This is a genomic window from Herbaspirillum sp. alder98 (assembly GCF_020179755.1).
Taxonomy (GTDB): domain Bacteria; phylum Pseudomonadota; class Gammaproteobacteria; order Burkholderiales; family Burkholderiaceae_D; genus Herbaspirillum.
In genome coordinates, this window is record NZ_JAIUCY010000008.1 from 174,286 (window position 1) to 200,049 (window position 25,764).

A 25,764-nucleotide genomic window follows, 5' to 3' on the forward strand; every position below is an offset into this window, starting at 1 on the left:
GGCCCAGACGCTAATCATCAGCTTGGTTAGTGATTGTGACGAGGTAATACCTTCGCCACGCCTTGGTACTTCACCGCCAGTTCCATGCAGGCGCCGGTTTCCAGTTGCCCCACGGTGCTGCGATAGATTTCCTGCCACGGCGTCTGGCTGGCAGGTACCGCCGGGATGCCTTCGGCCTTGCGGCGCGCCAGCTCTTCGTCGCTCACCAGCATGTTGCAGGCGCCGGTATTGAGGTCGATGCGCACCTTGTCGCCATCACGCAGATAGGCCAGTCCGCCGCCGACCGCGCTTTCGGGCGAGGCGTTGAGAATCGATGGGCTGTCGGACGTGCCCGACTGGCGACCGTCGCCCAGCGTCGGCAGCGTGGTGATGCCACGGCGCAGCAACGCATCGGGCGGTTGCATGTTGACGACCTCGGCCGAGCCGGGCCAGCCCACCGGGCCGGCGCCGCGAATGACCAGGATGGTGTTTTCGTCGATGCCCAGCGCCGGGTCGTTGATGCGGGCGTGGTAATCGTCGGAACCGTCGAAGACGGCGGCGGTGCATTCGAAGATGCCTTCGCTGCCGGGCGTGCTCAGGTAACGCTGGCGGAAGGTGTCCGAGATGACGCTGGTCTTCATGATGGCGAAGTTGAACAGGTTGCCCTTCAGCGCCAGGAAGCCGGCGCGTTCGCGCAGCGGCGCGGCGAACGGGAAGATCACTTCACGGTCGCCCGTTTCACGTCCCTCCAGGTTGCTGGCCATGCTCTTGCCGGTGGCCGTCATGCGCTCGGAGCGCAGCTTGCCGGCCTGTTGCAGTTCCCACATGATGGCCGGCACGCCGCCGGCGCGGTGGAATCGCTCGCCCAGGTATTTGCCGGCGGGCTGCATGTTGAGCAGCAAGGGCACGTCGTAGCCGTAGGTCATCCAGTCGTCGGACTGCAACTCGACACCCGCATGACGCGCCATCGCCATGATGTGCGGCTGGGCGTTGGTGGAGCCGCCGATGGCGGCGTTGACGACGATCGCATCCAGGAAGGCGTCGCGGGTCAGGATGGCCGACGGGCGCAAGTCTTCATAGGCCATGCCGACGATGCGGCGGCCGGTTTCATACGCCATCTGGCCGCGTTCACGGTAGGGCGCCGGAATCGCCGAGCAACCGGTCAGCGACATGCCCAGCGCCTCGGCGATGGCGTTCATGGTCGAGGCCGTACCCATCGTGTTGCAGTGGCCGGAAGAGGGTGCCGATGCTGCCGCGATCTCCAGGAATTTTTCATTGTCGATGGCGCCGGCGGACAACTGGCGACGGCCTTTCCAGATGGCCGCGCCCGAGCCGACCAGTTCGCCGTCGAGCCAGCCGTCGAGCATCGGGCCACCCGACAGCACGATGGCCGGGATGTCGACCGTGGCTGCCGCCATGATCTGCGCCGGCGTGGTCTTGTCGCAGCCGGTGGTCAGCACCACGGCGTCGATCGGGTAGCCATGCAGGATCTCGACCAGGCCCATGTAGGACAGGTTGCGATCGATTGCCGCGGTCGGGCGGCGGCAATTTTCAAACACCGGATGCAGCGGGAACTCCATCGGAATACCGCCCGCATCGCGAATGCCGTCGCGTACGCGGCGCGCCAGTTCCAGGTGAATCCGGTTGCATGGGCTGATGTCGCTGCCGCTTTGCGCGATGCCGATGATGGGACGGCCCGAACGCAGCTCTTCAGCCGTGATGCCGTAGTTCATGAAGCGCTCGAGATAGAGCGCGGTCATGTCGATATGGTCTGGATTGTCGAACCAGTCCTGGGAGCGGAACCGGCGAGGTGTCGGGTGTTGATTCTTCATTTTTTGCCTCTGTTATTAATGTCGATTAGCCCGTTAGTATCGCCGATCCTTCGACATTGCACCCTCGACCCTGTTGGACGGACATTTATCTCATGCGCCGAGCCAGCCGGCATCGACGTAATAATTGCGACCCGTGCATTTGGCCGCGCTGTCCGAGGCCAGGAACAGCGCCAGCGCGGCGACATCGTGCGGTTCGATGCGGCCGGGCAGGCACTGCGCCGACAGGATCTTGGCTTCTTCCTCGGGGTTGTGCCACAGGCGCGTCTGGCGTGGTGTGCGAATCGCGCCGGGGATCACGCAATTGACCCGCACGCCATCACCGCCCAGGTCGCGCGCCAGTCCGTGCGTGAGTCCTTCGATGGCCGCCTTGGCGGTCATGTACAGCGATAGCTTGGGCAGGCCCAGATGCCACGAGATCGAACCGAAGTTAAGAATCACGCCTTGTCCCTGCTCGCGCATGCCGGGCGCGACCGCCTGTGCGGAGAAGAACTGATGGCGCAGATTGACGGCCATGCGCTCATCCCAGTAAGCGGGACTGACATCGGTAATGGCATGGCGGTCATCGTTGGCGGCATTGTTGATCAGGATATCGACCGCGCCCGCCAGTTCGTTGATGCGCCTGAAGGTTGCGGCCAGCGCATCCAGGTCAAGCAGGTTGCAGTGCAGGAAGGTGGGCGGGACGATTGCGCCCTGCAGCGATGCCTCCAGGGCACGCGATTCTTCGGCAGCGATATCCAGGAAGAACACCTTGGCGCCCTGTTCGACGAAAGCGCTGACCAGGGCCGCGCCGATGCCGGTGCCACCGCCGGTGACGACCACCCGCTTGCCGGCCAGGCTGCGGTAAATAGCGTGCTCGAATGATGCGGTCATGCGGAAATGCTCCAAAAAAGTTGAATGGCCTGCCAGGCCACGCCTGGCGAAAAATGAATGCAAGAAAGTTAGCGATCAGCGTCCGGAGCGCGTGCTGACATCGACCCAGACCGCCAGCACCAGGATGCTGCCCTTGACGATCATCTGCCAGTAAGTGCCGACATCGAGCATCGACATGCCGTTGTCGAGGCTGGCCATCACCAGCGCGCCGATCAGCGCGCCGTAGATGGTGCCCGAGCCGCCGCGCATGGAGGTGCCGCCGATGAAGCACGCAGCGATGGCGTCGAGTTCGGCCATGTTGCCCGCCGACGGCGAACCGGCTGCCAGGCGCGCCGTGTTCACCAGCCCGGCCAGGGCGCACATCACGCCCATGATGCCGAACACCCACAGCTTGACTGCCTGCACGTTGACGCCCGACAAGCGCGTGGCTTCCATATTGCTGCCTACCGAATAGATGCGGCGGCCGAACACGGTTTGCGTGGTGACGTAGCTGAACAGGCCCAGCAGCGCCAGCAACAGCAGCACCGGCACGGGGATGCCGTCATAACTATTGAGCGTGCGCACGAACACCAGCAGCACCACGCCGATGACGATCACCTTCACCGCATCGCGCCACAAGGCCGGCACCGGCAGGGCGTGTTTTGCGCGATTCACGCGCTGGCGCCAGGTCAGGCCCAGCGTCAGCGCGAACAGCACTACCATCAGCGCAATGCCGAACTGTGGCGGCAGATAACCTTGCCCCAGATAGACCAGGTGCTCCGACACCGGCGCGATGGTCAAGCCGCCGGTGGTGCCGAGCAGGATGCCGCGAAACGCCAGCATGCCGCCCAGGCCGACGATGAACGAGGGAATCAATTTATACGCCGTCAGGTAGCCGCTGAACATCCCAAGCGCCAGGCCCAGGCCCAGTACCACCGCCAGGTTCAGCGCCAGCGGCAGGTGGTAGGTCACATCCAGGATGGCGGCTACGCCGCCCAGCAGGCCCAGCAGCGAACCGACCGACAGATCGATCTCACCGGCGATGATGACCAGCACCATGCCGCAGGCCAGAATGCCGGTGACCGCCATCTGGCGCAGCAGGTTGGACAGGTTGCGTGGTGTCACGAAGCCACCGTCGGTCTGCCAGCTGAAGAAGGCCCAGATGAGGGCGATGGCAATCAATAACGCGATGATCTTGTAGCGGCCAAAGACCTGTTTGATGTTGAGTGTGGTCATGCTCGGTTCCTGATTGTTTTATTGATGCGCCTGCTTGGGCTGATGCTGTGCCGACTGATTGATGGCCGCCGCCAGCACGGTCTCTTGCGTCAGGTCTTGATTGACGAAATCGCCGCGCAACTTGCCTTCGCCAATCACCAGCACGCGATCCGACACGCCCAGCACCTCCGCCAGTTCGGACGAGACCATGATGATCGCCACGCCCTGTCGGGCCAGCGCCGCAATCAGGCGGTAGATTTCTGCCTTGGCGCCCACGTCGACGCCGCGCGTGGGTTCATCGAGAATCAGCACCTTGGGCTGCGCCAGCAGCATCTTGGCCAGCACCGCCTTCTGCTGGTTGCCGCCCGACAAGCCGGTGATGGGCAGGTAGGGGCTGGACGTCTTGAGTTGCATGCGCACGATTTCATCCTGGATCGTCTTCAGCTCCGAGCCGGTATCGATGCGGGTGTGATGCGAGAACCTGTCCAGCACGGTCAGCGTGATGTTCTGTCCGACCCCGAGGTCGGGCACGATGCCGTGTTGCTTGCGGTCTTCCGGCACCATGCACAGTCCCAGTCGTATCGACTTGAGCGGGGTGCTGGTATCGACCCTGGCGCCGTTCATGAATACCTGGCCCTGGTAGCGGCCGGGGTACGCGCCAAACAGCGCCGACACCAGTTCGGTGCGTCCCGCGCCGACCAGCCCGGCGATGCCGACGATCTCGCCCCGCCGCACCGAGAACGACACATCGTCCACGCGCTTGCGCTTAGGATTGTCGACGTCGAAGCAGGTGATGTTGCGCGCCTCGAAGATCACTTCGCCGACCTGATGGTCGCGGGCCGGGTACATCGCCGTGATCTCGCGGCCGACCATCTGCGTGATGATCTGGTTCACGTCCAGCGACTGCATCGACGAGGTGGCGATATGCTTGCCGTCCCGGATCACCGAGATCGTGTCGCACACTTCGGCGACTTCATCGAGCTTGTGTGAGATGTAGACGCAGGCCACGCCACGGGCCTTGAGGTCCTTGATGATCTTCAGCAGAATCGCGATTTCAGACGACGTCAGCGAAGAGGACGGCTCGTCCAGAATCAGCAGGCGCGCCTTCTTGTTGAGCGCCTTGGCAATCTCGACCAACTGCTGGTGGCCGCCGCCGTATTGCATCACCGGCAAGGCGACGTTGATGTCGGGCATGTTCAGCTCGCGCATCAGTTCTTCGGCACGGCGATACATGGCCGGATAATTCATGCGCCCGCCGGGTAGCGTCAGTTCATGGCCCATGAAGATGTTCTCGGCCACCGACAGCTCGGGCACCAGCATCAGCTCTTGATGGATGATGACGATGCCGGCGGCTTCGGTATCGCGCACCGAGTGCGCCACCAGGGGCTTGCCGTCCCACTGGATATCGCCTTCCCAGGTGCCATGCGGATAGACGCCGGACAGGATCTTCATCAAGGTCGACTTGCCGGCGCCGTTTTCGCCGCACAGGCCGACGCATTCGCCGGCGCTGATCTTGAGATCAATGCCGTCAAGCGCGCGGACACCGCCAAATTTCTTGACGATGCCCTTCATTTCTAACAGGGTCTCGGACATGAGGTTTCGAGGAATAAATAACTGTCGCGACGTCGCATGCCGCCGCCGGGCCGCATGGAGCCGGAAGAGTCGCGGATCCGGGCGAGCGCCTCGCCGGCCCGGATCGCGTTCTTACTTGCCGCCGATCTGCGCTTGCGTGTAGAAGCCGTCATCCACCAGGATGTTGACGTTGGCCTTGGTCAACGGGGTAGGCTTCAACAGGACCGTGTCGACCTTCTTGGCGCCGTTGTCGTACTGCGAGTTATAGGTCGGCTTTTCGTTGCGCGCCAGTTGCACCGACAGCTTGGCCGCTTCGGTCGCGATCAGCTTGAGCGGCTTGTAGACCGTCATGGTCTGGGTGCCGGCCACGACCCGCTTGACCGCGGCCAGGTCGGCATCCTGACCCGAGACGGGCACCTTGCCGGCCAGCTTTTGCGCCGCCAGCGCCTGGATTGCGCCACCGGCGGTGCCATCGTTGGAGGCCACGATGGCGTCGATCTTGTTGTTATTGGCCGTCAGTGCGTTTTCGACGATGGACAATGCCTCGGTCGGGTTCCAGTCCTTCACCCACTGCTGGCCGACCACCTTGATATCGCCCTTGTCGATATAGGGCTTCAAGACCTTCAACTGGCCTTCGCGCAGCATCTTGGCATTGTTGTCGGTAGGGGAGCCACCCAGCAGGTAGAAGTTACCCTTGGGCTGTACCTTGACGACGCCTTCGGCCTGCATCTCGCCGACTTTTTCGTTATCGAAAGAGATATACGCATCGACATCGGCGTTCAGGATCAGGCGATCGTACGAAAGCACCTTGATGCCGGCCTTCTTGGCTTCCTTGATGGTGTTGGTCAGCACGGTCGCATTGAAAGGGACGATGACGATGACATCGACGCCTCGCGAGATCAGGTTTTCGATCTGCGAAATCTGGCGCGCCTCACTGGCGTCGGCCGACTGGACGAACACTTTTGCGCCCAGTTTTTCTGCGGCTGCCGTAAAGAAATCGCGGTCGCGCGCCCAGCGTTCAACGCGCAGGTCGTCGATCGAAAAGCCGATCTTCGGGTTCTTGGCATCTGCCATCGCGCCTGCGCTGACCAGCGACAGGCTGGCCACGGTCATCAGGGCCAATACACTCTTTTTCAGGATTGCATTCATTGCCGGTCTCCAATTTCATTATGATTTTTAAGGGGGCATTGTCGAGGCTGGCCTTGTTATCCGCTTTTTGTCAGCCTCCTGTCAGCAGAGCCGGCTGCACCGGTCGCTGTCGAGCATCATTGCCTGGCAGTCTGGCCGCCATCGTTGATGTGACGGCGATACTAACAACGGCCTATTCATGTCTACAATTACGAAATTCACCAACCCGGATAGCGATTCTTTCTGCTGCGATTGCACAAAGCGGTGGTCCGACCTATGAATCGTTACAATCGGCGTTGTCGATGCAGAAGATGGAAAAATCCATAACAACCTGAAACAACAACTTAGAACATCAGGGACATCAGGAGGAGATAGCGTGGCAATCGGGCCGACAGTGCATCGCATTGCATTGTTATTCAATGCGAACAAGATCTTCGATCGCGAGATCATTGCTGGTATCGGCGAATACCTCAGCAGCACGCGTGCCTCCTGGGATCTTTATCTTGAAGAGGATTTTCGCTGCCGCCTGCAGGGCATCGAGCACTGGCAAGGACATGGCATCATCGCCGAATACGACGATCCGGCCACCGGCGAGGCCCTGGCGCGCGTCAAGCTTCCGGTGGTCGCCATCGGTGGTTCCTATGCCGATGAAAACGAGTACCCGCAAGATCGCCCCTACGTCGCCACCGACAACTTCAAGATGGTCAAGCTGGCCTACGATCACCTGATCGAGGCCGGCCTCCAGAATTTTGCCTTCTTCAGCTTGCCCAAGGCCGGCGTCAACCGCTGGGCGCAGGAGCGAGAAAACGTCTTCAACGCGCTGATGCAACGCGACGGCTTGCAGGGCCACATCTATCGCGGCGTCGAGACCAATGCCCAATCCTGGGACAGCGCAGTCGAACAGCAGGTGGCGTGGGTGCGCAGCCTGCCCAAGCCGATCGGCATCATCGCCGTCACTGACGCCCGCGCGCGACAGCTGTTGCAGGCCTGTCTTTTTGCTGGCATCGCCGTGCCCGAGCAGGTGGCGCTGATCGGCATCGACAACGATCCGCTGGCACGGGTGCTGACACGCGTGCCGCTCAGCTCGGTGATCCAGGGCACCACCGAGATGGGACGCACGGCGGCGCATCTGCTGCATCAGATGCTGCACGGCGCCCGGTTTCCCAACACCCGCATCCTGGTGCCGCCGGCCGGCATCAATGTATTGGCCTCAAGCCTGCACGAAGTACGCAATCATCCGCATGTGATGCAGGCGCTGCACTTCATCCGCCAATATGCCTGCCAGGGGATCAAGACCGATCAGGTGGCGACTTACGTGGGGGTGTCGCGTTCGTCGCTGGAGTGGTATTTCAGGCGCGAGCTGGGACGCAGCGTGCATGACGAGATATTGCGTTTCAAGCTCGATGCCGCCAAGCGCCTGCTGCAGCTGGCCGGCAGCAATTCGGCCGACATCGCCGTGAGCTGCGGCTTCACGTCGGTGCAATACATGCACGCCGTTTTCAAGCGTGAACTGGGCTGTACCCCCAGGGAATATCAGGAGAAGCTGGCGGCCGGCGGCGAGACGTTGCCGCAGCAGGTTCGGCCGGCCAGCAACCTGTAGAAGACTTGCTCTATGAACGCAGCGCTGGATAATCGATCCACGACAAAAAATTTATAAGATGACGCATTTCACAATCTCCAGCAAATCTGCTGAACACGATATCAATCTCTACACCTTGCGCAACGCCAATGGCATGCGCGTCATGATCAGCGACCGTGGCGCGGCGCTGGTGTCATGGTGGGCGCCGGACCGGTACGGGCGCGAGGCCGACATCCTGTTAGGGTATAAGGACATCGAACGCTACATCGCCAATCCGGCGCATTTCGGCAGCATTATCGGTCGCTGGGGCAACCGTATCGCAGATGGCCGCTTCACGATGGACGGCCTGGACTATCAGGTCGATTGCAACAATGGCGGCAATCACCTGCATGGCGGGGAGAGCGGTTTTCATTTGATGCCGTGGCAGGTGCAACCCGATCCCGAAGGTGTGCGGATGACGCTGGTCTCGCCCGATGGGGCCGCCGGTTTTCCGGGTAATGTGATGGCCTCGGTGCTGTACCGGCTGGATGACGAAGGGCAGTTGTGGATCGACTACACCGCCACGACCGATGCGCCGACCCCGATCAACATGACGTCGCACGGTTACTTCAACCTCAATGGCGGCGCCGACAACATCTACGATCACATTCTCTGCATCGATGCCGACACCTACCTGCAGGTCGATGGCAAGCTGATTCCCGAGCGGGCGGCGGAGGTGGCGGGCAGCGCCTTCGATTTTCGCCAGCCCGCGCCCATCGGGCCGCGCCTGTCATGGCCGGACGAACAGCTGGGGATCGCCGGCGGTTTCGATCACTGTTACTGCCTGCGGCGGGAGGCGCCAGAAGGCAATGAACCAGGTCGGCATGTGCAGCCGTTGCGCAAGGTGGCGACCGTCTACGACCCCGGTTCTGGACGCCAGCTCACCATGTCGACCACCGAAATCGGGCTGCAATTCTATAGCGGCAACTTCCTGAAGGATGTTCCCGGGCGGGCGACGCAACCCTATGGCATGCATGACGGTTTTTGCCTGGAAGCGCAGGCCTATCCCGACCAGGTCAATACGGCCGAGCGCGAGGCGGTTATCCTGCGGCCGGGACAGGTCTATCGGCAGACCACGGTGTATCGGATCGGGGTCCGGGAATAGCGCTCGATATTTTGACGCAAAAAGATGATGCCCTTCATCGAGAGTCAGTTAGTTGGCATAATACGAGTCCTTACATTTTTGCCATCATCCATGCCATGTCCAAGATCGAATCGCAGTTAGAAGAATTGGGCCTCGACCAGAAGGAGATGCGTTTCTACCTGGCCGTGCTGCAATGCGGGTCGGCTCCGGTGACGGTGATTGCGGAGCGCGCCGGCGTCTCGCGCACCAACGGCTATGCCTTGCTGGCCAAGCTGGAAACCCGTGGACTGATATCGCAACTGGCCAAGGATAACGGTGTCATGCACGTGGTGGCCGAGGATCCGGCGGTGCTGATTGCCCAATGGCAGCGCAGCCGCGCCTTGCTCGACGATGTGGTGCCGCAACTGAAGTCGATGTTCAACGCCTCCGAGCTGAAGCCGCGGATCCATTTCTACGAGGGCAGGGAAGGCATTGTCAAGGCGCTGCAAGGCACCCTCGAATGCCATGCGGGGCCGTTGCTGGGCATCCTGTCGATGCACGAACTCAATGAGGTCCCCGGGCGCGACGCCATGGCGGCGATCATCGATGAACGGGTGCGTCGCGGCATCACGCTGCGGGTGTTGCGCTCGCAGTCGCGCGACGTCGAGACGGTCTGGTCGAGCTCGCCCGAGGACATGCGAGAACTGCGTTATGCGCCAGCGTCGATCGACCTGGGCATGACCATGTATATCCACGACGACAAGGTGACGTACCTGTCGTCGAAGCGTGAAAATTACGGATTGGTGATCGAAAGCCAGGAGCTGGCAGCCCTGAACCGGGCCATGTTCGAAGGTTTGTGGGCTATCTCTGAGGCGACGCCGGCCAAGAAAAAATAAAGCCTCGCGGTAGCAAGGCAGGTGCACTGCAGGGGATCGGCGAGCCAGGCTCGCCGATCCTTTTTTCAGAAGCCGTGCTGGATGCCTACTTCGACCGTATTGGTGGCCGAGAGCGTACGCGCCTTGGCGCGACTCAGGTTGGCAAACAACGCGGTGCGCTTGGACAGGTCATGCTGGTAACCCAGCGAGATCTTCGATAGCGCAGCACGTTCGCCCACGACGCAGGCGCAGTCGTTGAGGCGGCCATAGGCTGCCTTGAGCGTACCCTGCACACCCACCGGTGCGGTCGCGGCCAGCGAGTAGGCGCGGTAGCTGACGTTGTTGACCTTGGATGAGGTGTAGGTCGCCATCGGCTTGATGAAGCCGAAATCGTAGGCGGCCACCACGTCGGCCATGTGGTCCTTGGTCGGGCCGTTGGTCATGCCGTGGCTCTGGTCATAGCCCACGCCCAGCGACAGCGCGCCATTCTTGTAGTCGAGCGCGGCGCCATCGTCGTTGGAGAGCGCGTTCTCGCCGCTGGAGTGCGCCAGCGACAGCGTGAAGCCATACAACTGGGGCGAGACATAGCCCACCGTGTTGTTGGTCCGCAGGTACGAGGTGCTCTTGTAGTTGGCGGTCTGGATCTGCCAGCCGACCTGTGCCGAGCTGGCGTTCCATCCCCATGGGTCATAGAACAGGATCTGGAAGTTGGCCGGGGTCAGCGAGCGGCCCATGTAGACTTCGCCGAAGCGGCCGCCCAGGCGCAGCACCGAGCGCGAACTGAAGAGGGTATCGTTCTGGAACAGCGCACCATTGTCGACCTGGAAGAACGACACCAGCTGGAAACCTGCCCACATGCCGTCGCCCAGGTCTTCCTTGCCCGACAGGGCGAAGTTGGACAACAAGTCGTTCATGGCGAACCTGCCGTTGGCGCTGGTGCCGTCCAGCTGGGTCTGGCCGTTGTTGCCACGTGCGATGCCGACGTTGAGCAAGCCGGAAATGGTGACCGAGCTCTGGGCGTGCGCTGCGCTGGCGGCGGCGGTCAGTACTGCGAGTGCTGCAAGGTGCTTGAACTGCTGTTTCATTACCCTCTCCCTGTGGTGACGCGTTGGTGGATATCAAAAATCGCCCTGCACCGAAGTGCATGATGCGACCGTGCTCTAGCGGCTTTCGCCGTGCTGCTGCAGCCCGTTTCTTGTCAGTGCGCTTTTTTTGGCAAAAGAGCGCCCCCGGGGGTCTCCGTCCCGTTTTGATGGCTGCTTGTCGGATGGGCGCTGCGCCAGGATGGCGCGCGCGAGTTACTGCAAAGGCGGCATTCGTTTAGTGTTCAGGCAAAACCCTCCCCGCGGGCGCGCGCGGCGTCCGTTCAAATGATGGCGTGGATAGTGGCGGTCGATTGGCGCGGCGCTCCCACGCCAATCGAGTTATGAAAACGCGTGCGTGTTCTTCAGAAAGTCGCTGGTGCTGCTTTCGTTGGTCAGCACGCCTTTTTGCATCGTCATGACGCGGTCGGCCAGGCTGCCGATGAAGGCCTGGTTCTGTTCGACCAGCAGCAGCGTGAGGCCGGTTTCCTTGCGGATCTCGTGCAGCGTGTCGACCATCTCGGAGATGATCGAGGGCTGGATGCCTTCGGTCGGTTCATCCAGCAGCATCAGCTTGGGGCGCGCGCACAGGCAGCGTGCCAGCGCCAGCAATTGTTGCTCGCCTCCCGACAGCAGGCCGCCGGCGCGATCCAGGTAATTGTTGAGCCGCGGGAAGTGCTTCAGCACCGAGACCACGATCTGCTCCCGTTCGCGGCCAGTGGTGACGGCGCCCATGCGCAGGTTGTCCATCACCGACAGATGCGGGAAGATCGCCCGTCCCTGCGGCACCAGGCCGATGCCCAGCCGCGCGCGCCGGTGGATCGGCAGGCCGGTGATGTCCTGGCCCTCGAAGCTGATGCTGCCCGACTTCGCCTGCAGGTAGCCCAGGATGGTTCGCATGAGGGTCGACTTGCCCATGCCGTTATGTCCCCACAGGCCCACGAATTCACCCTGGCGCAGTTGCAGGTTGATTCCCCGCAGCACGCGGATGTCGCCGTAGCCGGATTGCACGTCCTTGATCTGCAGCATCGCTTACTCCCTCATTTCCAGTTCTTTGCCCAGGTAGACGTCCTTGACCCGCTGGTCCGCCAGGACGTTGTCTACCGAGTCTTCCATCAGCACGCTGCCACGGTTGAAGACGGTGACCGTCTTGGCAATCATGCGGATGAATTCCATGTCGTGTTCCACCACGATCAGCGCGCTGCGCTGGTTGGCGGCCTTGATCAGTTCCGCCGTGCGCACGACTTCCTCATCGCTCATGCCGGCAGCCGGTTCATCCAGCAGGATCAGATCGGGGCGGGTAGCGCTGACCACGCCCAGTTCCACCCACTGGCGCTGGCCGTGCGAGAGGGTGCCTACCTGCTTGCCGGCGATCGGCGACAGACGCACCATGTCCATGGTCTCGTTGACCGCGGCCCGGGCCTCGCGGGCGCTGTGCACGCGGCGCGCCGACAACCAGATGTTTTCTTCTACCGACAGGCCATCGAACACGCTGGGCACCTGGGTCTTGATGCCCAGTCCGAGCCGCGCGATCTGGTAGGACTGCATGCCGGCGATCGACTGGCCCTTGATGGTGACGCTGCCGCGCGTGGGCTTGTACTGGCCGCACAGCAGGCGGAAGAAGCTGCTCTTGCCGGCGCCGTTGGGGCCGATCAGGCAGCGCAATTCGCCTGGCTGCAAGGTGAAATCGACGCTGTTGACGGCATGCACGCCGCCGAAGCTGACGCCCAATCCCTGGGCGTGGACCAATGCACTCATGACTTGCCTCCCTGGCTGGCCGGACGGACCTCGGCCGGGGCGGCGTGGCGGCCGCCCTTGAACAGTCTGCCCAGGTCGCCGAACAGCGATACGATGCCCTGGGGCAGCAGCAGCACGAAACCGATCAGCACCGCGCCCAGCATCAGGTTGGGGTTGATGAAACCGAGGCCGCCGACATAGCTGGTCAGCCACTGCACGAAGAAACAGCCGATGATGGGGCCCAGCAAGGTACCGACGCCACCGACCAGCACCCAGATGATGACCAGCGCCGACTGCGTCAGGCTGAACACGGTCGGGCTGGTGAAGGCGCCCCAGTTGGCGAACAGGCAGCCGGCCACGCCGGCCAGCGCACCGCTGATGGCGAACGCGGCCAGCTTGTACTTGCGCGAGTCGTAGCCCAGCAGGTCGACCCGCAGTTCGTTCTCGCGCAGCGCCACCACGACCCGCCCGAAGTGGCTGGACAACAGCAGGCGCAGTCCGATGTAGGACGCCATCAGGAACGCCACGCAGACCATGAAGAAGACTTCCGGCGACAGCACCTGGTCGGGCTGGAATGGCACGTTCAAGGTCGGAATCGACGGAATGCCATTGAAGCCGCCGATGGCCGCCTGGCCGATCCGGTACTGCTCGCCCGAGGTCGAGTTGACCAGGTTGAACAGGATCAGGGTCGCCGTCAGCGTGATCACGCCCAGGTAGACGTCACTGATGCGGCCGAAGAAGATGAAGTAACCCAGCGCCAGCGCAAACAGCGTCGGCACTGCGATGGCGACCAGGAAGGCACCGGTCGACTCGCCGAAATTGATCGCGGCGATGGCGTAGGCATAGGCGCCGAGACCGAAGAATGCGGCCTGGCCGAAGCACAGGATGCCGCCGTAGCCCCACACGAAACCGAGCGACAGGGCCAGGATCGACATGATCACGTAGACCGATAGCTCCATGAGCGTGAAGGTTTCCAGCAGCAGGGGCAGGGCAGCGATGGCGGCCACGCCCAGCAACAGGCAGGCGATGATGGGAATGCGATTGTTCATGTCAGATACGTCCTCGGAAGAAGCGGCCGGTAATGCCCTGCGGCAGCAGCCTGACCAGAACGATGGCGACCAGCAGCAGGCCGACCTCGCCGATGACCGGCGTAGTGGCGAAGGTGGTGAGCTGGTTGACCGCACCGAACAGGCCCGATGCCGCCAGGGTGCCGGTGATGATCGAGGCGCCGCCGCCGATCACGGTAATGAATGATTTGGCGACATAGGCCACGCCGATGGTGGGCACTACGCCCGTGATCGGCGCCAGCACGCCGCCGGCCAGCCCGGCCAGCGCCGCGCCCAGCGAGAAGGTGGCCGAATACACATGGGCCGGGTTGACCCCGAGCGCGGCCGCCATGCCGGGATTCTGCATCACGCCGCGCGCCACCAGGCCGAAGCTGGTGCGCGTCAGCAGCAGGTACAGGCCGGTCATGACGACCACCGCTACGGCCGGGATGAATACGGTGTACAGGCTGACCTGGTAGGCGCCGATGGTCATCGAACCCAGAGGAGAAGACAGGCCTATCGTGGTATTGCCGTAGATGGAGGTCACCAGGCCGATGAACAATAGCGAGAGTCCCCAGGTGGCCAGCATGGTGTCGACCATGCGGCCATACAGGTGACGCATGACGATGCGCTCGACGACGAACCCGATCAGGCCCACCACCAATGGCGCTATCACCAGCGTGGCGATCCAGATATTGAATCCTAGACCGGACGCGGTGATGGCGGCATAGCCACCCATCATGATGAACTCGCCATGGGCGAGATTGATGACCTTCATCATGCCAAACACGATCGCCAGGCCGACACTGGCCAGTAGCAGCGCGGCAATCGCATTCAACACCTCAAGACCTACAACGGCTGTGTAATCCACGAACTCCTCCTCTGGGACGATGATCTGCGCTTAAACCTTGATCACGAATTGCTTGTTTTCGTTAGGGCTCTTGATCAGGTCGCATACCGCAGCGGTATCGACCGGTTTCTGTTGTTTGAAGCTTTCCAGGATCTTCCATTTCTTGTTCTGGCATTCGGCGATCTGGATGTCGAGCGTGCAGTGATGGGTGGCCGGATCGATGGTGACCTTGCCGCTGGGGCCGTCGAACGAAATCCCGGTCTCGAGCGCCTGGATGGTCTTGAGGCGATCCACCGAACCGGCCTTCTTCACGCCCAGCGCCCACAGGTGTACGCCCTGGTAGGTGGCTGCGGCCAGTTCGCCGATGTAGGGATAGCTGGCGCCGAACTTCTTGTGCCAGCGTTCCACGAAGGCCTTGTTGTTAGGTGTGTCGATCGACTCGAAGTAGCTGAAGGCGGTGACGATGCCGTCGGCTTCGGCCGGCGACAGCACGATGTGTTCGTTGCCGTTGTTGAAGGTGGTCGAGGCCATCGGGATTTTCTTGTTCATGCCGGCGGCCGCCCACTGGCGGTAGAAGGCCATGTGCGCGCCGCCCACCAGCACCGAGATCACCACGTCCGGCTGGGCCGCCTGGATCTTCTGGATGGTCGGGCCGAACTGGTTCACGTCGAGCGGGAAGAAGTCGCTGGCCACCACCGTCGCACCCGATTGCGCGGCGTACTTCTTGATCCAGTCGTTGGTGATCTGGCCGTAGTTGTAGTCGGCCGCCACGACGTAGATCTTCTTGCCCCAGCGCTTGGTGATGTAAGGCACCAGCTTGTCGACATTCTGCGCCGGGGTCTGGCCGGTACAGAAGGTATTGCGGTCGCACACGCCGCCTTCGTACTGGGTGTTATAGAAATACAGCGTATTGAAACGCTTCATCACCGGACGGATCACTTCGCGCGAAGCCGAGGTGATGCCGCCGAACAGCGCCGTGACCTTGTCCTTCAGGGCCATCTGCTGGGCGTACTGGGCATACAGCTGCATGTTCGACTGCGGATCCATGGTGGCGATGCTGACCTTCTTGCCCAACAGGCCGCCGGCGTCGTTGATTTCCTGCACGGCCAGCAGCATCGCATCCTGCATCGGCTTGCCGAGGATATCGAGTCCGCCGGAGAGGTCGTGCAGGCTGCCGATGACGATGTCATCAGACTTGGCCAGCGAGGTCAGCGGGGCGGCGGCAAGGGCGGCGGCGCCGGCCAGGGTTTTCAGCGCGTTTCTGCGGGTGAAGCTCACGTTGGATCTCCTGAAGGATGAGGGGTGGGACTGCGACGATTTATTGTTGATCTCACTGCGGTGCTGCAATCAGGCCTGGCGCCAATCGACTTCCTTCTCGAAGCCGGCAGCCAGTTGGTACAAGCGACTTTCCTCGAAATGTCCGGCAATCAGCATCATGCCGATCGGGAGGCCATCGACCATGCCGCATGGCACCTGCAGCGCCGGATGGCCGGTGATGTCGAACGGCGAGGTATTGGCCATCATTTCCCAGGCCCGCTGGAACACCAGCGGCAGCGGCGCATCGTCGGGCGGCAGCGGAGTGGCCTTCATCGGCAGTGTCGGCATCAGCAGCACGTCGTAATCGGCCAGCACCTGGTCATAGGCGGCGCGCAGCGGGCGCACCAGGTTCTGCGCCTTGGCGTAGTAGGTACCGCCGCCGGCGCGGGTCATGAATTCGCCGGCCACCATCGAGAACTTGAGGGTCTCGGACAGATCGTCGGCGCGCTCGCGCCAGCGTGCATGCGCTTGCATCATCGAGGGCAGGTACAGGCCCTTCCAGTTGAAGCCGAAGCCATTGCCTTTCATCATCTGCTGGGTCGAACCCTCGGTGATTAGCGCGCCCCAGATATGGGTACCCACGCGGTGCATCGGAATCGACACCTCATCCACCGTGGCGCCCAGGCGGCGCAAGGCGGCTGCCGCTGCACGTACCTTGGCGTCGACTTCGGGTTCGGAATTGTCCCAGCCGAAGCCTTCGGTGATGACTGCCACGCGCATGCCGCGCACGCCGCGTTCGAGTACGTCGGTATAGGGCTGCGCCTGTGCCAGGGCGTTCTGGCGTGGATCGAGACCGTCCGGGCCGGCGATGGCTTCCAGCACCAGTGCGTTGTCGGCGACGGTGCGCGTCATCGGCCCGACGTGATCCACGCTCGATTCGATCGGCATGATTCCGGTGTACGGCACCAGGCCCCAGGTCGGCTTGAGTCCGACCAGTCCGCAGAAGGAGGAGGGCGTGCGAATCGAACCGCCCTGGTCTGCGCCCAGTGCGAAGTCGACTTCGCCGGCGGCCACCAGGGCGGCCGAGCCGGACGAGGATCCACCGGCCGAGTAGCCATGCTTGAGTGGGTTGTGCACCACGCCCTTGGCGCCGGTATGTGAGCCGCCAGACAGGCAGTAGTATTCACAGTGCGCCTTGCCGGCTACGCTGGCGCCGGCGTCGAGCAAGCGCGTGATCACGGTGGCGTCCACTTCGGGGACATAACCTTCCAGCACCGACGAACCGTTCATCATCGGCACCTCGGCCACGGCGATGTTGTCCTTGACGGCGAAACGCTTGCCCTTGAGCTTGCCGCCGGCGGCGCCCTTGATATCGGTCTTGACGTACCACGCATTGAATTGATTTTCTGCCGCGCTCGGGAAGCGCCATGTGCCGCGTGCATACTTCACCGGCGGCAGGTCGACCTGCAACTGGTCCAGTACCTCATAGGTATGCGCGACGGCTTCGAATTGCTGCCGATAGGCTTGCAGTTGCGATTCGGACAGCGTGATGCCGAACTCGCCGGCGATCTGGATGATCTGTTCCTGGTTCGGTGTTGGTACTGGCATGGCTGATCTCCTGAAGAAGAAATGTCAGTGGCCCGGGAGGGGCTGCGCAACCTTCCATGAAGGTCGTCAAACTTAACGTCAAAAATAATCGACAATTATGCTTGTCTTGACGCAACTCCGGGGCTGGAATCTTTTGTTTTTGTGCTGCGGCAGGTCTCATGGTGCTGCTGTTTTTATGAGTCCATCCGTGTCATGAACGCATCATAAATTCGCACATTTTTATTGTCAACAAAGATCGACAAAGTAAACCAATAATTTATAAAAATGAGTTTAAGATATTGATATGTAAGGCTATTTATTGATACATTTATGTCTGTTGTTGTGGACTGATGTATTTTTTAAGTCGTTTTCCGGTATTGAGTCACTGGCTTTTTTTAGACTTTGCGGCATTGCGGAAAAAGTGCGGTTGGGCAGTTTTGGTGCAATTTCCATGGTGTCATCAAGGTTTTTCAATTTTCGTCGAGCTATTTCGACACCTGATGGTGCATTTTTATTGTGCGCTGCATTGTTTTGGGTAATTGGCGGGTCGGTTGGGTGGTGTGATTTGCGCCCGGCGGCCGGCTTTTAACAAGAGAGGAGAATTCATGTTTGAGGTGTCGTATCCGCGCTCGGTCCCTGAGCGCCGCCCCGAGGGGCATCAGCCTGCGGCGCCCCGTTTTTCGCTGCGCTGGCCGGTGCCGCACCTGACATTGGTCAGTGTGTATTTCGGCATGCAGCGGGATGGATTGACGCGGGCGGACAAGTTGGCATTCTTTGCGCAGATCCGGTTTTTCCTGGCGCAGGCTGATGGTCCGCAGGCCGATGAGGTGATGCAGTGCATCGATGAGGCTGGCCTGGATAACGCCATCGTGGTTGCCTACTGGACCGATCCGACGCTCTATGCGCGCTGGCTGGCGAGTTCGGAATTCCGTTCCTGGTTCGAGGGGCAAGCGAGCGCTGCGAGTGGTGCGGGTGGTGATGTGGCTGGCTATTGGCTGGAGCCGGTGGTGGTGCCCTACGATCGTCACGAAACCATTTATTCGGCGCCTAACTATAAGGTGGGTTTTGCCCGTACGGCAGGCGCCGAGGTCGTGTCCATTACGACTAACGGTTTCTTTGGTGCGGCCCGCGATCGGCTGCCGTTATCGGCGGTGGATGTGCTGGAAAGTCCGGTGCATGGTGTGCTGCCACCGGCGGCAGCGCGCGCGTCGGCGCATGGCCACTGGATTGCAGAGCTGCCGCACAACGCCACGCTGCTGCGCTCGGGGCAGTATTGGGAGGGGGCGGGGCAGGAGCAGCTGGAGGATTATCTTGAGCGCCTGCAGCCCAAGCTGATGCGGGGCATGCAGCACTTGATGTCGACTCGTGGCGAGACCGGGTGCCTGTCGCTGCGCATCATGACCAATGTCAATGAGGATGGAAGTCCGCGTTCCGAGACCTCGGTCTACGCTGGGTTCATGTCGATGGCGCAGCTCGAGACCTGGGCGGCCTCGCACGAGACGCATCTCGATATCTATCGCCACGCCATTGCGATGAATCGCCTGCACAAGGAAAAGCGCGAAGTCGTGACCTGGCACGAACTGTTCGTGCCGCAGTTGGGCAATGTCTTTGAATACATCAACTGCCATCCGATGACGGGCATCCTGCCTTATGCGCGCGCGTTGCGCGTGCAGGCAGGTGAATGACTCTGGTTTGGAGAGGCTCGGTCTTTCGGGTCTCTCCTTTTTTTTGAGTTGCGCCCGCTGTGCTGGATTATTTACTTATAGCGTTTGGACAGTTTCCATAGTGACTGGAACAGGCTTTTCTGTAATGAGGCCAGTTCGCGACTTTCGATGGTCAGTGCGTAGTTTTCATTCTTCGACGAAATATAGACCACCGTATCGTCGCTGATATAGGCGGTCATGCCCAGATCCAGTTCCGATGGTGCCAGGCGCAGTTCGCGCAGCTCGCTGCGGGCGGCAGGCCAGATCGGCTCGGTCTCGCGCGAGTACGAGCGCACCACGTCGAGCTGGATGCCGCGTTCGATGCGCTCGGCAATATAGCCGTCCATCCAGGTCGGGCCAGGGATTTCAAGCAACTCGTGCATCGACAGGATGCCGTACAGGTGTTTCGACTGGCAGTCCAGTGTGCTCCATAGTGCGCGCTGTATGCCTTCTTCGCCCTCGTGAAACCGGATGCGCGGCTTGCGCGGCGTGCTGTTGAACATCGAGCGCAACTCCGGCACCAGGTCATCGAGCATGCTGCGTGTCTGTTCCCATTCCTTGATCAGGATATTGGGGTCCGTTGGTATCACCTGGCGGATGCCTTCCTCTCCGTGCACTTGCGCCAGCAGTCCGCGGCGCTCGAGTCGGTTCAGCAGGTCGTAGCCGTTGGTGCGCGTCACGCCCGCCCGCATGGCCACCAGCGTCACTGGCGCGCTGCCTAGTTCCAGGGCGGCCAGATAGAAGCGCTGTTCCTTTTCATCCAGCCCGACTGCGGCAAGTTTTTCACGCATTCCATTCTCCTTGTCGATAATATTCGACAGAAATATATCGCGTGTATAGGCTATTTGAAAAGCATTGATTCGCCATAAATTAATTTATATTGAAATTTATGTCGAAATTCTTTGACATATATTTTTGCTGGTTCTATATTTTCATCGCCGACTTAACTTTGGGGATGATCATGAAGAAATTGCTTGCCGTACCCGCCATCGCAATGGCCCTGTCCGCCGCATTCATGGCTGACGTCAATGCCGAAGTGCTGAAGATCGGCGCCGTATTTCCGCTCTCGGGCGCCAACGCGCAGTTCGGCGCCAATGCGCGCAACGGCATGGAGCTGGCGCTGGAAGACATCAACAAGAACCGCGCCGCAGGCGACAAGGTGCAACTGGTGTTTGCCGATGTGCCGGCACCCAATGGCGCCGCCGCTGCGGTGCAGCGCCTGGTCAGCCAGGATGGCGTGGTCGGCATCGTCGGTTCATTCGTCAGCTCGATCACGCTGGCGGCGTCGGAGGCGACCGAGCGGCTGGGCATCCCGATGATCACCCACTCGTTTGCAGACCAGATCACCGGTCGCGGCTACAAGTTTATTTTTCAGGTCGCGCCCAAGGCGTCCACCTTCGGTGAGAAACAGTTCGGTTATGCGGTTGAACTGGCCAGGCAGGCCGGCACCAAGATCGAGCGCATCGCGATCTTCTATGAAGACACGGCCTACGGCACCGCGCAGGCAGAAGGCATCCGCAAGGCCGCGCTCAAGGCCGGGGTGGAAGTGGTGATCGACGACGCCTATCCGCTGGGCATCACCGATGTGGCGCCGCTGATCAACAAGCTGCGGCGCTCCAAGGCGCAGGTGGTTTTCCCGGTGTCGTATTTCAATGACGGCATCCTGATCATCCGCACCATGAAGCAGCAAAAGGTGGAGCTGCCCATCGTCGGCGGCGCCGCTGGCTACATCATCCCGGACTTCCAGAAGGCGCTCGGGCCGTATGCCGAAGACGTGTTCTCGATCGCGCCGGCCAACTACGACAACGTGCCGGAGCTGGCCGCACGCTACAAGGCGAAATACGGCATGTTCATGGCGCATGAGTCGATCATGTATGGCGCCGCCTTGCAGCACATGGTGGCGGCCGCCGATCGCGCCAAGTCGCGCGACCCGGCCAGGATCCGCGACGCCATCACCCAGGTGCGCAACTGCGAGGGACTGGCCACCGGCATTCCGGGCGGCTGTACCGCGTTCGACGCCAACGGCCTGACCTCCAGCGCCTATCCGATCTTCGTGCAATGGCGCGGAGCCGACCTGGTCACGGTGTTTCCCGCCGCGGCCGCACGCCAGGCGCCGCGCTGGCTTGGCCGTGAAATCAAATAAGCCGATGCCGGGGAAGCCATGAATGCCTTGCTCCAATCATTGATAGATGGCCTGCTGATCGGCGGCGTCTACGGTGTCATCTCGGTGGGCCTGTCGCTGGTGTTTGGCGTGCTGCGCATCGTCAACTTCGCCCAGGCCGAGTTCCTCATGCTGGGCATGTATGCGGCGTGGTTCGCCTCGCACTACCTGGGCATCGATCCGATTGCCGGCGCCTTCATTGCGCTGGTGGTCGGCTTCGCCATCGGCTTCGTCTGCCAGTGGTTGTTGATCCGGCGCGTCATCAATGCCTCGCCGGTGGCGCAGATCTTCCTGACCGTGGGGCTGCTGGCGGTGCTTGAGAACGGGGCGCTGATGCTGTTCGGTTCGACCTTTCGCAGCGTCACCACGCCTTACCAGACTGCCGCCATCGAAGTGGCCGACCTGTTCATCTCGGTGCCGTACCTGATCGCCTTTGCGCTGGGGGCCACGGTGTGCGTGTTGCTGTGGCTGTTTCTCACGCGTACCTGGACCGGTCGGGCGATTCGCGCCACCTCGCAGAACGCCATGGCGGCGCGCTTGTTCGGCATCGATACCAATCTGATCTACGGTATCGCGTTCGGCCTGGGCACCGGCCTGACCGCCTTCGGCGGCGGCATCATCCTGTCGTATTCATCGGTCAGCCCGACCTCGGGCGCGCAGTTTGTCACGCTCATGTTCACGGTGGTGGTGCTGGGTGGCCTGGGCAGCGTGATGGGGGCGCTGGCAGGCGGGCTGGTGGTGGGCGTGGTGCAGGCGTTCTCGGCGCTGTTCATGCCGATCCAGATGCAGAACCTCACCCTGTTCGTGTTTTTCATTGCGCTGCTGGCGTTCAAGCCGGAAGGGCTGCTCGGAGGAGCGAAGAAATGAAGAAATCCCTGTTGCTTATCGTCTTGTGCGGCGTGGCCTGCGTGGCAGCGGGCGCACTGCTGCAGCCGACCGGTTATGCCGTGCGCGTGCTGTGCCTGGTGCTGATGGCGGCGTCCCTGGGCCAGTGCTGGAATATCGTCGGCGGCCTGGCCAACCAGGTCTCGCTGGGCCATGCTGCATTCTTCGGCATCGGCGCCTATGCCTCGACGCTGCTGCAGATCCGCTGGGGCATCAGCCCCTGGATCGGCATGCCGGTGGGCATGCTGCTGGCCAGTATCGCGGCCTGGGTGATTGCCTTGCCGACCATGCGGCTCAAGGGCCCGTATTTTGCGCTGGCCACGCTGGCCTTCGGTGAAGCCTGTCATATCGTCGCTGTCTCGTTTCCGCAGTTGACCGGCGGCCCGCAAGGGGTGTCGATTCCCTTCATCGGCGACTCGTGGCGCATGCTGCAGTTCCGTGGTGCCGGTGGCTATGTGCCGGTGCTGGCGGGCTTCTTCGTACTGGTCTGCGGGGTCTACCAATGCATGGCCAGCGGGCGCATGGGGTATTACCTGCGCGCCATCCGCGAGAACGAGGAGGCCGCCGAGATGTCCGGCGTCAACACCTTGCGCGTGAAGTTGATCGGTGGCGTGGTGTCGGCGTCGCTGACGGCGCTGGCCGGCTCGCTGTTTGCCCAGTTCACCGCCTTTTTCGATCCAGACAGTGTCTTCAGCGTCGCGGGCATCTCGATTCGGGCCGCGCTCATCGCCATCGTCGGCGGCGTCGGCAGCCTGTGGGGGCCGGTCATCGGCGCGGTGTTCGTGGTGCTGATCGAAGAATTGCTCAATGCAGGATTTTCGAACCAGGCGGCCGGCGTGGCGCCCTTCATCTTCGGCGTGGTGCTGATCGTGGTGGTGCTGGCGCGCCCGCAGGGCCTGGCCTCGCTGTCGTTGTGGCCGGCACGTCCGGCAGGAGCGGCCAAATGAGCGAGCTACTCAAGGCGCAGGGCCTGACGGTGCGCTTCGGTGGGCTGACTGCCGTGTCTGACGTGAGCTTTTCGCTGCACCAGGGCGAGATCGTCGGCCTGATCGGCCCCAACGGCGCCGGCAAGACCACCTTGTTCAGTTCGCTGGTGGGCCTGCAGCGACTGAGCGCGGGTGAAATTCATCTGGAAGGCCGCGCGCTGCACGGTCGTCGTCCGCATGTGGTGGCGCGCGCCGGCGTGACCAAGACGTTCCAGAACACGGCGCTGTTTCCGGGCATGACGCTGCTGGACAACGTGATGACCGCCGCCTTGCTCAACAACACGCTCGCCTCGGCCCGGGAGCTGGCGCATGACTGCCTGGAGCGGGTCGGCATGGCGCAGGCGGCGCCACTGGTGGTGGACGACCTGACCTTTCCGCAGAAGGCGCTAGGCGAGGTGGCGCGGGCGCTGGCGACGCGACCGCGCATCCTGCTGCTGGATGAAGTGATGGCGGCGCTGACCCCGCTCGAGATGGATCGGGTGATGGACACCTTGCGTGAGCTGCGCGAGCGCACCGGCCTGACCATGGTGGTGGTGGAGCACCACATGCGGGCCATCATGAACCTGTCCGAACGGATCCTGGTGCTCAACTTCGGCAAGTTGATCGCCGACGGTTCGCCGCAGCAGGTGTCGCGCAACGAAAAGGTGATTCAGGCCTATCTGGGGAGTGAACATGCTCAGGCTGCATAACATCACCGGCGGGTATGGCCGGCGCACCGTGCTCGACGATATCTCGCTGCAGGTGAACGCCGGTGAAACGGTCGCCATCCTGGGCGCCAACACGGCCGGCAAGACCTCGCTGATGCGCGCCATCCTGGGCCTGCTGCCGCGCTGTAGCGGACGCATCGAATTCGATAGCAACGATATCTCTGCGGTGCCGGCGCACCGCCGGGTCGAGCGCGGACTGGCCTGCGTGCCCGAGGGGCGGCACGTGTTCGCCGACATGACCGTGCAGGACAACCTGTTGCTGGGCGGTTATCACCGCCGGCGCCAGATCGGGCAGCGCGATATCGAGGATTGCTTCCGGCTGTTCCCGCGCCTGCAGGAGCGCCAGTTGCAGAAGGCCGGGACCTTGTCCGGGGGCGAACAGCAGATGGTGGCCATCGGCCGTGCGCTGATGTCGCGTCCGGCCATGCTGCTGCTGGACGAGCCCAGTCACGGCCTGGCGCCGCTGATGGTGGCCGAGGTGCATGCGGCCATCTCGGCGGTGAACCGGCGCGGCATCAGCGTGTTGCTGGTCGAGCAGAACGTGGCGGCGGCACTGAAGATCGTCAGTCGTGGCTATGTGCTGGAAGGCGGGCGCATCGCGGTGGCGGGCACCACGGCCGAGTTGGCCGGCAATGACGACATACGTAGGACTTATCTTGGAATCTGACGGAGAACAGCAATGACAACAATGACAGCATGTGTAGTGCAGGCCGCACCGGTGGCGGGAGACACCATCGCCACCATCGCCAAGGCCGCCGGCCTGATCGCCGAGTGCGCCAGCAAGGGCGCGCAGTTGGCGGTGTTTCCGGAAGCCTTCATCGGCGGCTACCCCAAGGGCGCCAGTTTCGACATCCGTATCGGCATGCGCACCCCTGAAGGGCGTGAAGAGTTCGCCCGCTACTACCAGAGCGCGGTCGATGTGCCAGGCCCCGCCACCAAGGCGCTGGGCGAGGCGGTGCGCGAAGCCGGGATCTTTCTCACCATCGGCGTCATCGAGCGCGCCGGCGGCACCCTGCATTGCACCGTGCTGTTCTTCGGCCCCGATGGCCGCCTGCTGGGCAAGCACCGCAAGCTCATGCCGACCGCCGCCGAGCGGTTGTGCTGGGGCTTCGGCGACGGTTCTACCTTGACCGCAATCGATACCCCGTGGGGCAAGATGGGCGCCGTCATCTGCTGGGAAAACTACATGCCGCTGCTGCGCATGGCGATGTACGACAAGGGGCTGGCGCTGTATTGCGCGCCTACCGCAGACGACCGCGACAGCTGGGCGGCCACCATGCGCCACGTGGCGCTGGAAGGGCGCTGTTTCGTTCTGTCGGCCTGCCAGTATCTGACCCGCGCCGATTTTCCGCCGACCATGCGCAACCTGATCACCGACGACCACGACCAGGTGCTGATGCGTGGCGGCAGCGTGATCATCAGTCCGCTGGGAGAGGTCCTGGCCGGCCCTGACTTCACCGGCGAGACCATCCTGTGCGCCGAGCTGGATCTGGATGATGTGGTGCGTGGCAAGTTCGACTTCGATGTCGCGGGCCACTACGCACGCCCCGACGTCTTCAAGTTGGTGGTCGATGAGCGGGCGCAACTGGCCGTGACCCGCACCGTCGACTAATTCGAACACCCTACTGGAGC

General features: G+C 62.1%; 23 protein-coding genes. 10 read left to right on the forward strand and 13 right to left on the reverse strand.

Annotated elements, in window-relative coordinates; translation table 11 throughout:
- Nucleotides 1-26 precede the first annotated feature (26 nt).
- The 5 genes from LBW87_RS18115 to xylF form a co-directional block, all read right to left on the reverse strand.
- Nucleotides 27-1,811 (reverse strand): IlvD/Edd family dehydratase, encoded by a 1,785-nt coding sequence (locus tag LBW87_RS18115; RefSeq protein WP_225202861.1) that lies wholly within the window; start codon nucleotides 1,809-1,811, stop codon nucleotides 27-29.
- A 90-nt stretch (nucleotides 1,812-1,901) separates the two neighbouring features.
- On the reverse strand, nucleotides 1,902-2,681 hold the full coding sequence (locus tag LBW87_RS18120; RefSeq protein WP_225202862.1) for an SDR family NAD(P)-dependent oxidoreductase: 780 nt from the start codon (nucleotides 2,679-2,681) through the stop codon (nucleotides 1,902-1,904).
- A gap of 75 nt (nucleotides 2,682-2,756) precedes the next feature.
- Entirely contained in the window at nucleotides 2,757-3,896 is a 1,140-nt protein-coding gene (locus LBW87_RS18125) for a sugar ABC transporter permease (protein ID WP_225202863.1), read from the reverse strand.
- 18 nt (nucleotides 3,897-3,914) lie between these two features.
- A complete protein-coding gene (xylG, locus tag LBW87_RS18130) occupies nucleotides 3,915-5,468 on the reverse strand; it encodes a D-xylose ABC transporter ATP-binding protein (RefSeq protein ID WP_225202864.1) in 1,554 nt (517 codons plus the stop codon).
- Between the two features lie 111 nt (nucleotides 5,469-5,579).
- Complete coding sequence (xylF, locus tag LBW87_RS18135) at nucleotides 5,580-6,596, reverse strand: D-xylose ABC transporter substrate-binding protein (RefSeq protein ID WP_225202865.1); 1,017 nt, start codon at nucleotides 6,594-6,596, stop codon at nucleotides 5,580-5,582.
- A gap of 355 nt (nucleotides 6,597-6,951) precedes the next feature.
- Between xylF and LBW87_RS18140 the strand changes: the two genes are divergently transcribed.
- The 3 genes from LBW87_RS18140 to LBW87_RS18150 all read left to right on the forward strand — a co-directional run bounded on the left by LBW87_RS18140 (nucleotide 6,952) and on the right by LBW87_RS18150 (nucleotide 10,152).
- On the forward strand, nucleotides 6,952-8,175 hold the full coding sequence (locus LBW87_RS18140) for a XylR family transcriptional regulator (protein ID WP_225202866.1): 1,224 nt from the start codon (nucleotides 6,952-6,954) through the stop codon (nucleotides 8,173-8,175).
- Between the two features lie 58 nt (nucleotides 8,176-8,233).
- Entirely contained in the window at nucleotides 8,234-9,298 is a 1,065-nt protein-coding gene (locus LBW87_RS18145; protein WP_225202867.1) for an aldose epimerase family protein, read from the forward strand.
- Nucleotides 9,299-9,393: 95 nt separating this feature from the next.
- Nucleotides 9,394-10,152 (forward strand): TrmB family transcriptional regulator, encoded by a 759-nt coding sequence (locus LBW87_RS18150; protein WP_225202868.1) that lies wholly within the window; start codon nucleotides 9,394-9,396, stop codon nucleotides 10,150-10,152.
- A 65-nt stretch (nucleotides 10,153-10,217) separates the two neighbouring features.
- Here the strand turns inward: LBW87_RS18150 and LBW87_RS18155 are convergent, their stop codons facing one another.
- From LBW87_RS18155 to LBW87_RS18185, 7 genes are all read right to left on the reverse strand, one after another.
- Nucleotides 10,218-11,216 (reverse strand): porin, encoded by a 999-nt coding sequence (locus LBW87_RS18155; RefSeq protein ID WP_225202869.1) that lies wholly within the window; start codon nucleotides 11,214-11,216, stop codon nucleotides 10,218-10,220.
- A 339-nt stretch (nucleotides 11,217-11,555) separates the two neighbouring features.
- Nucleotides 11,556-12,242: an ABC transporter ATP-binding protein gene (locus LBW87_RS18160; protein WP_225202870.1), complete on the reverse strand. Its 687-nt coding sequence runs from the start codon at nucleotides 12,240-12,242 to the stop codon at nucleotides 11,556-11,558.
- Nucleotides 12,243-12,245: 3 nt separating this feature from the next.
- Nucleotides 12,246-12,971 carry an ATP-binding cassette domain-containing protein gene (locus LBW87_RS18165; RefSeq protein WP_225202871.1) on the reverse strand — a complete coding sequence of 242 codons (726 nt, stop codon included), beginning with the start codon at nucleotides 12,969-12,971 and terminating at the stop codon, nucleotides 12,246-12,248.
- Nucleotides 12,968-13,999, reverse strand: a complete 1,032-nt coding sequence (locus tag LBW87_RS18170; protein ID WP_225202872.1) for a branched-chain amino acid ABC transporter permease — start codon at nucleotides 13,997-13,999, stop codon at nucleotides 12,968-12,970. Before LBW87_RS18170 ends, LBW87_RS18165 begins: the two co-directional genes overlap by 4 nt.
- Before the next feature lies 1 nt (nucleotide 14,000).
- Nucleotides 14,001-14,867: a branched-chain amino acid ABC transporter permease gene (locus LBW87_RS18175; RefSeq protein ID WP_225202873.1), complete on the reverse strand. Its 867-nt coding sequence runs from the start codon at nucleotides 14,865-14,867 to the stop codon at nucleotides 14,001-14,003.
- A 30-nt stretch (nucleotides 14,868-14,897) separates the two neighbouring features.
- Nucleotides 14,898-16,124, reverse strand: coding sequence for a transporter substrate-binding protein (locus LBW87_RS18180; RefSeq protein ID WP_225202874.1), 1,227 nt, complete (start codon nucleotides 16,122-16,124; stop codon nucleotides 14,898-14,900).
- 69 nt (nucleotides 16,125-16,193) lie between these two features.
- Nucleotides 16,194-17,711, reverse strand: a complete 1,518-nt coding sequence (locus LBW87_RS18185) for an amidase (RefSeq protein ID WP_225202875.1) — start codon at nucleotides 17,709-17,711, stop codon at nucleotides 16,194-16,196.
- A gap of 584 nt (nucleotides 17,712-18,295) precedes the next feature.
- Here LBW87_RS18185 and LBW87_RS18190 point away from each other — a divergent pair.
- Nucleotides 18,296-19,375 (forward strand): phenylacetaldoxime dehydratase family protein, encoded by a 1,080-nt coding sequence (locus tag LBW87_RS18190; protein ID WP_225202876.1) that lies wholly within the window; start codon nucleotides 18,296-18,298, stop codon nucleotides 19,373-19,375.
- A gap of 71 nt (nucleotides 19,376-19,446) precedes the next feature.
- Here the strand turns inward: LBW87_RS18190 and LBW87_RS18195 are convergent, their stop codons facing one another.
- Nucleotides 19,447-20,184, reverse strand: coding sequence for a TrmB family transcriptional regulator (locus LBW87_RS18195; protein ID WP_225202877.1), 738 nt, complete (start codon nucleotides 20,182-20,184; stop codon nucleotides 19,447-19,449).
- A gap of 170 nt (nucleotides 20,185-20,354) precedes the next feature.
- Between LBW87_RS18195 and LBW87_RS18200 the strand changes: the two genes are divergently transcribed.
- Genes LBW87_RS18200 through LBW87_RS18225 form a run of 6 tightly spaced genes read left to right on the forward strand, consistent with a single transcriptional unit; the run spans nucleotide 20,355 to nucleotide 25,744 of the window.
- Nucleotides 20,355-21,536, forward strand: coding sequence for an ABC transporter substrate-binding protein (locus LBW87_RS18200; RefSeq protein WP_225202878.1), 1,182 nt, complete (start codon nucleotides 20,355-20,357; stop codon nucleotides 21,534-21,536).
- Between the two features lie 18 nt (nucleotides 21,537-21,554).
- On the forward strand, nucleotides 21,555-22,421 hold the full coding sequence (locus LBW87_RS18205) for a branched-chain amino acid ABC transporter permease (protein ID WP_225202879.1): 867 nt from the start codon (nucleotides 21,555-21,557) through the stop codon (nucleotides 22,419-22,421).
- Nucleotides 22,418-23,386 (forward strand): branched-chain amino acid ABC transporter permease, encoded by a 969-nt coding sequence (locus tag LBW87_RS18210; protein ID WP_225202880.1) that lies wholly within the window; start codon nucleotides 22,418-22,420, stop codon nucleotides 23,384-23,386. The genes LBW87_RS18205 and LBW87_RS18210 overlap by 4 nt, the downstream gene beginning before the upstream one ends.
- The gene (locus LBW87_RS18215; protein WP_225202881.1) at nucleotides 23,383-24,114 is read left to right on the forward strand and encodes an ABC transporter ATP-binding protein; all 732 of its coding nucleotides are present in this window, start codon (nucleotides 23,383-23,385) and stop codon (nucleotides 24,112-24,114) included. Before LBW87_RS18210 ends, LBW87_RS18215 begins: the two co-directional genes overlap by 4 nt.
- Nucleotides 24,098-24,799 carry an ABC transporter ATP-binding protein gene (locus tag LBW87_RS18220; RefSeq protein WP_225202882.1) on the forward strand — a complete coding sequence of 234 codons (702 nt, stop codon included), beginning with the start codon at nucleotides 24,098-24,100 and terminating at the stop codon, nucleotides 24,797-24,799. Before LBW87_RS18215 ends, LBW87_RS18220 begins: the two co-directional genes overlap by 17 nt.
- Nucleotides 24,800-24,811: 12 nt before the next feature.
- The gene (locus LBW87_RS18225; RefSeq protein WP_225202883.1) at nucleotides 24,812-25,744 is read left to right on the forward strand and encodes a nitrilase-related carbon-nitrogen hydrolase; all 933 of its coding nucleotides are present in this window, start codon (nucleotides 24,812-24,814) and stop codon (nucleotides 25,742-25,744) included.
- The last annotated feature ends 20 nt before the right edge of the window (nucleotides 25,745-25,764 follow it).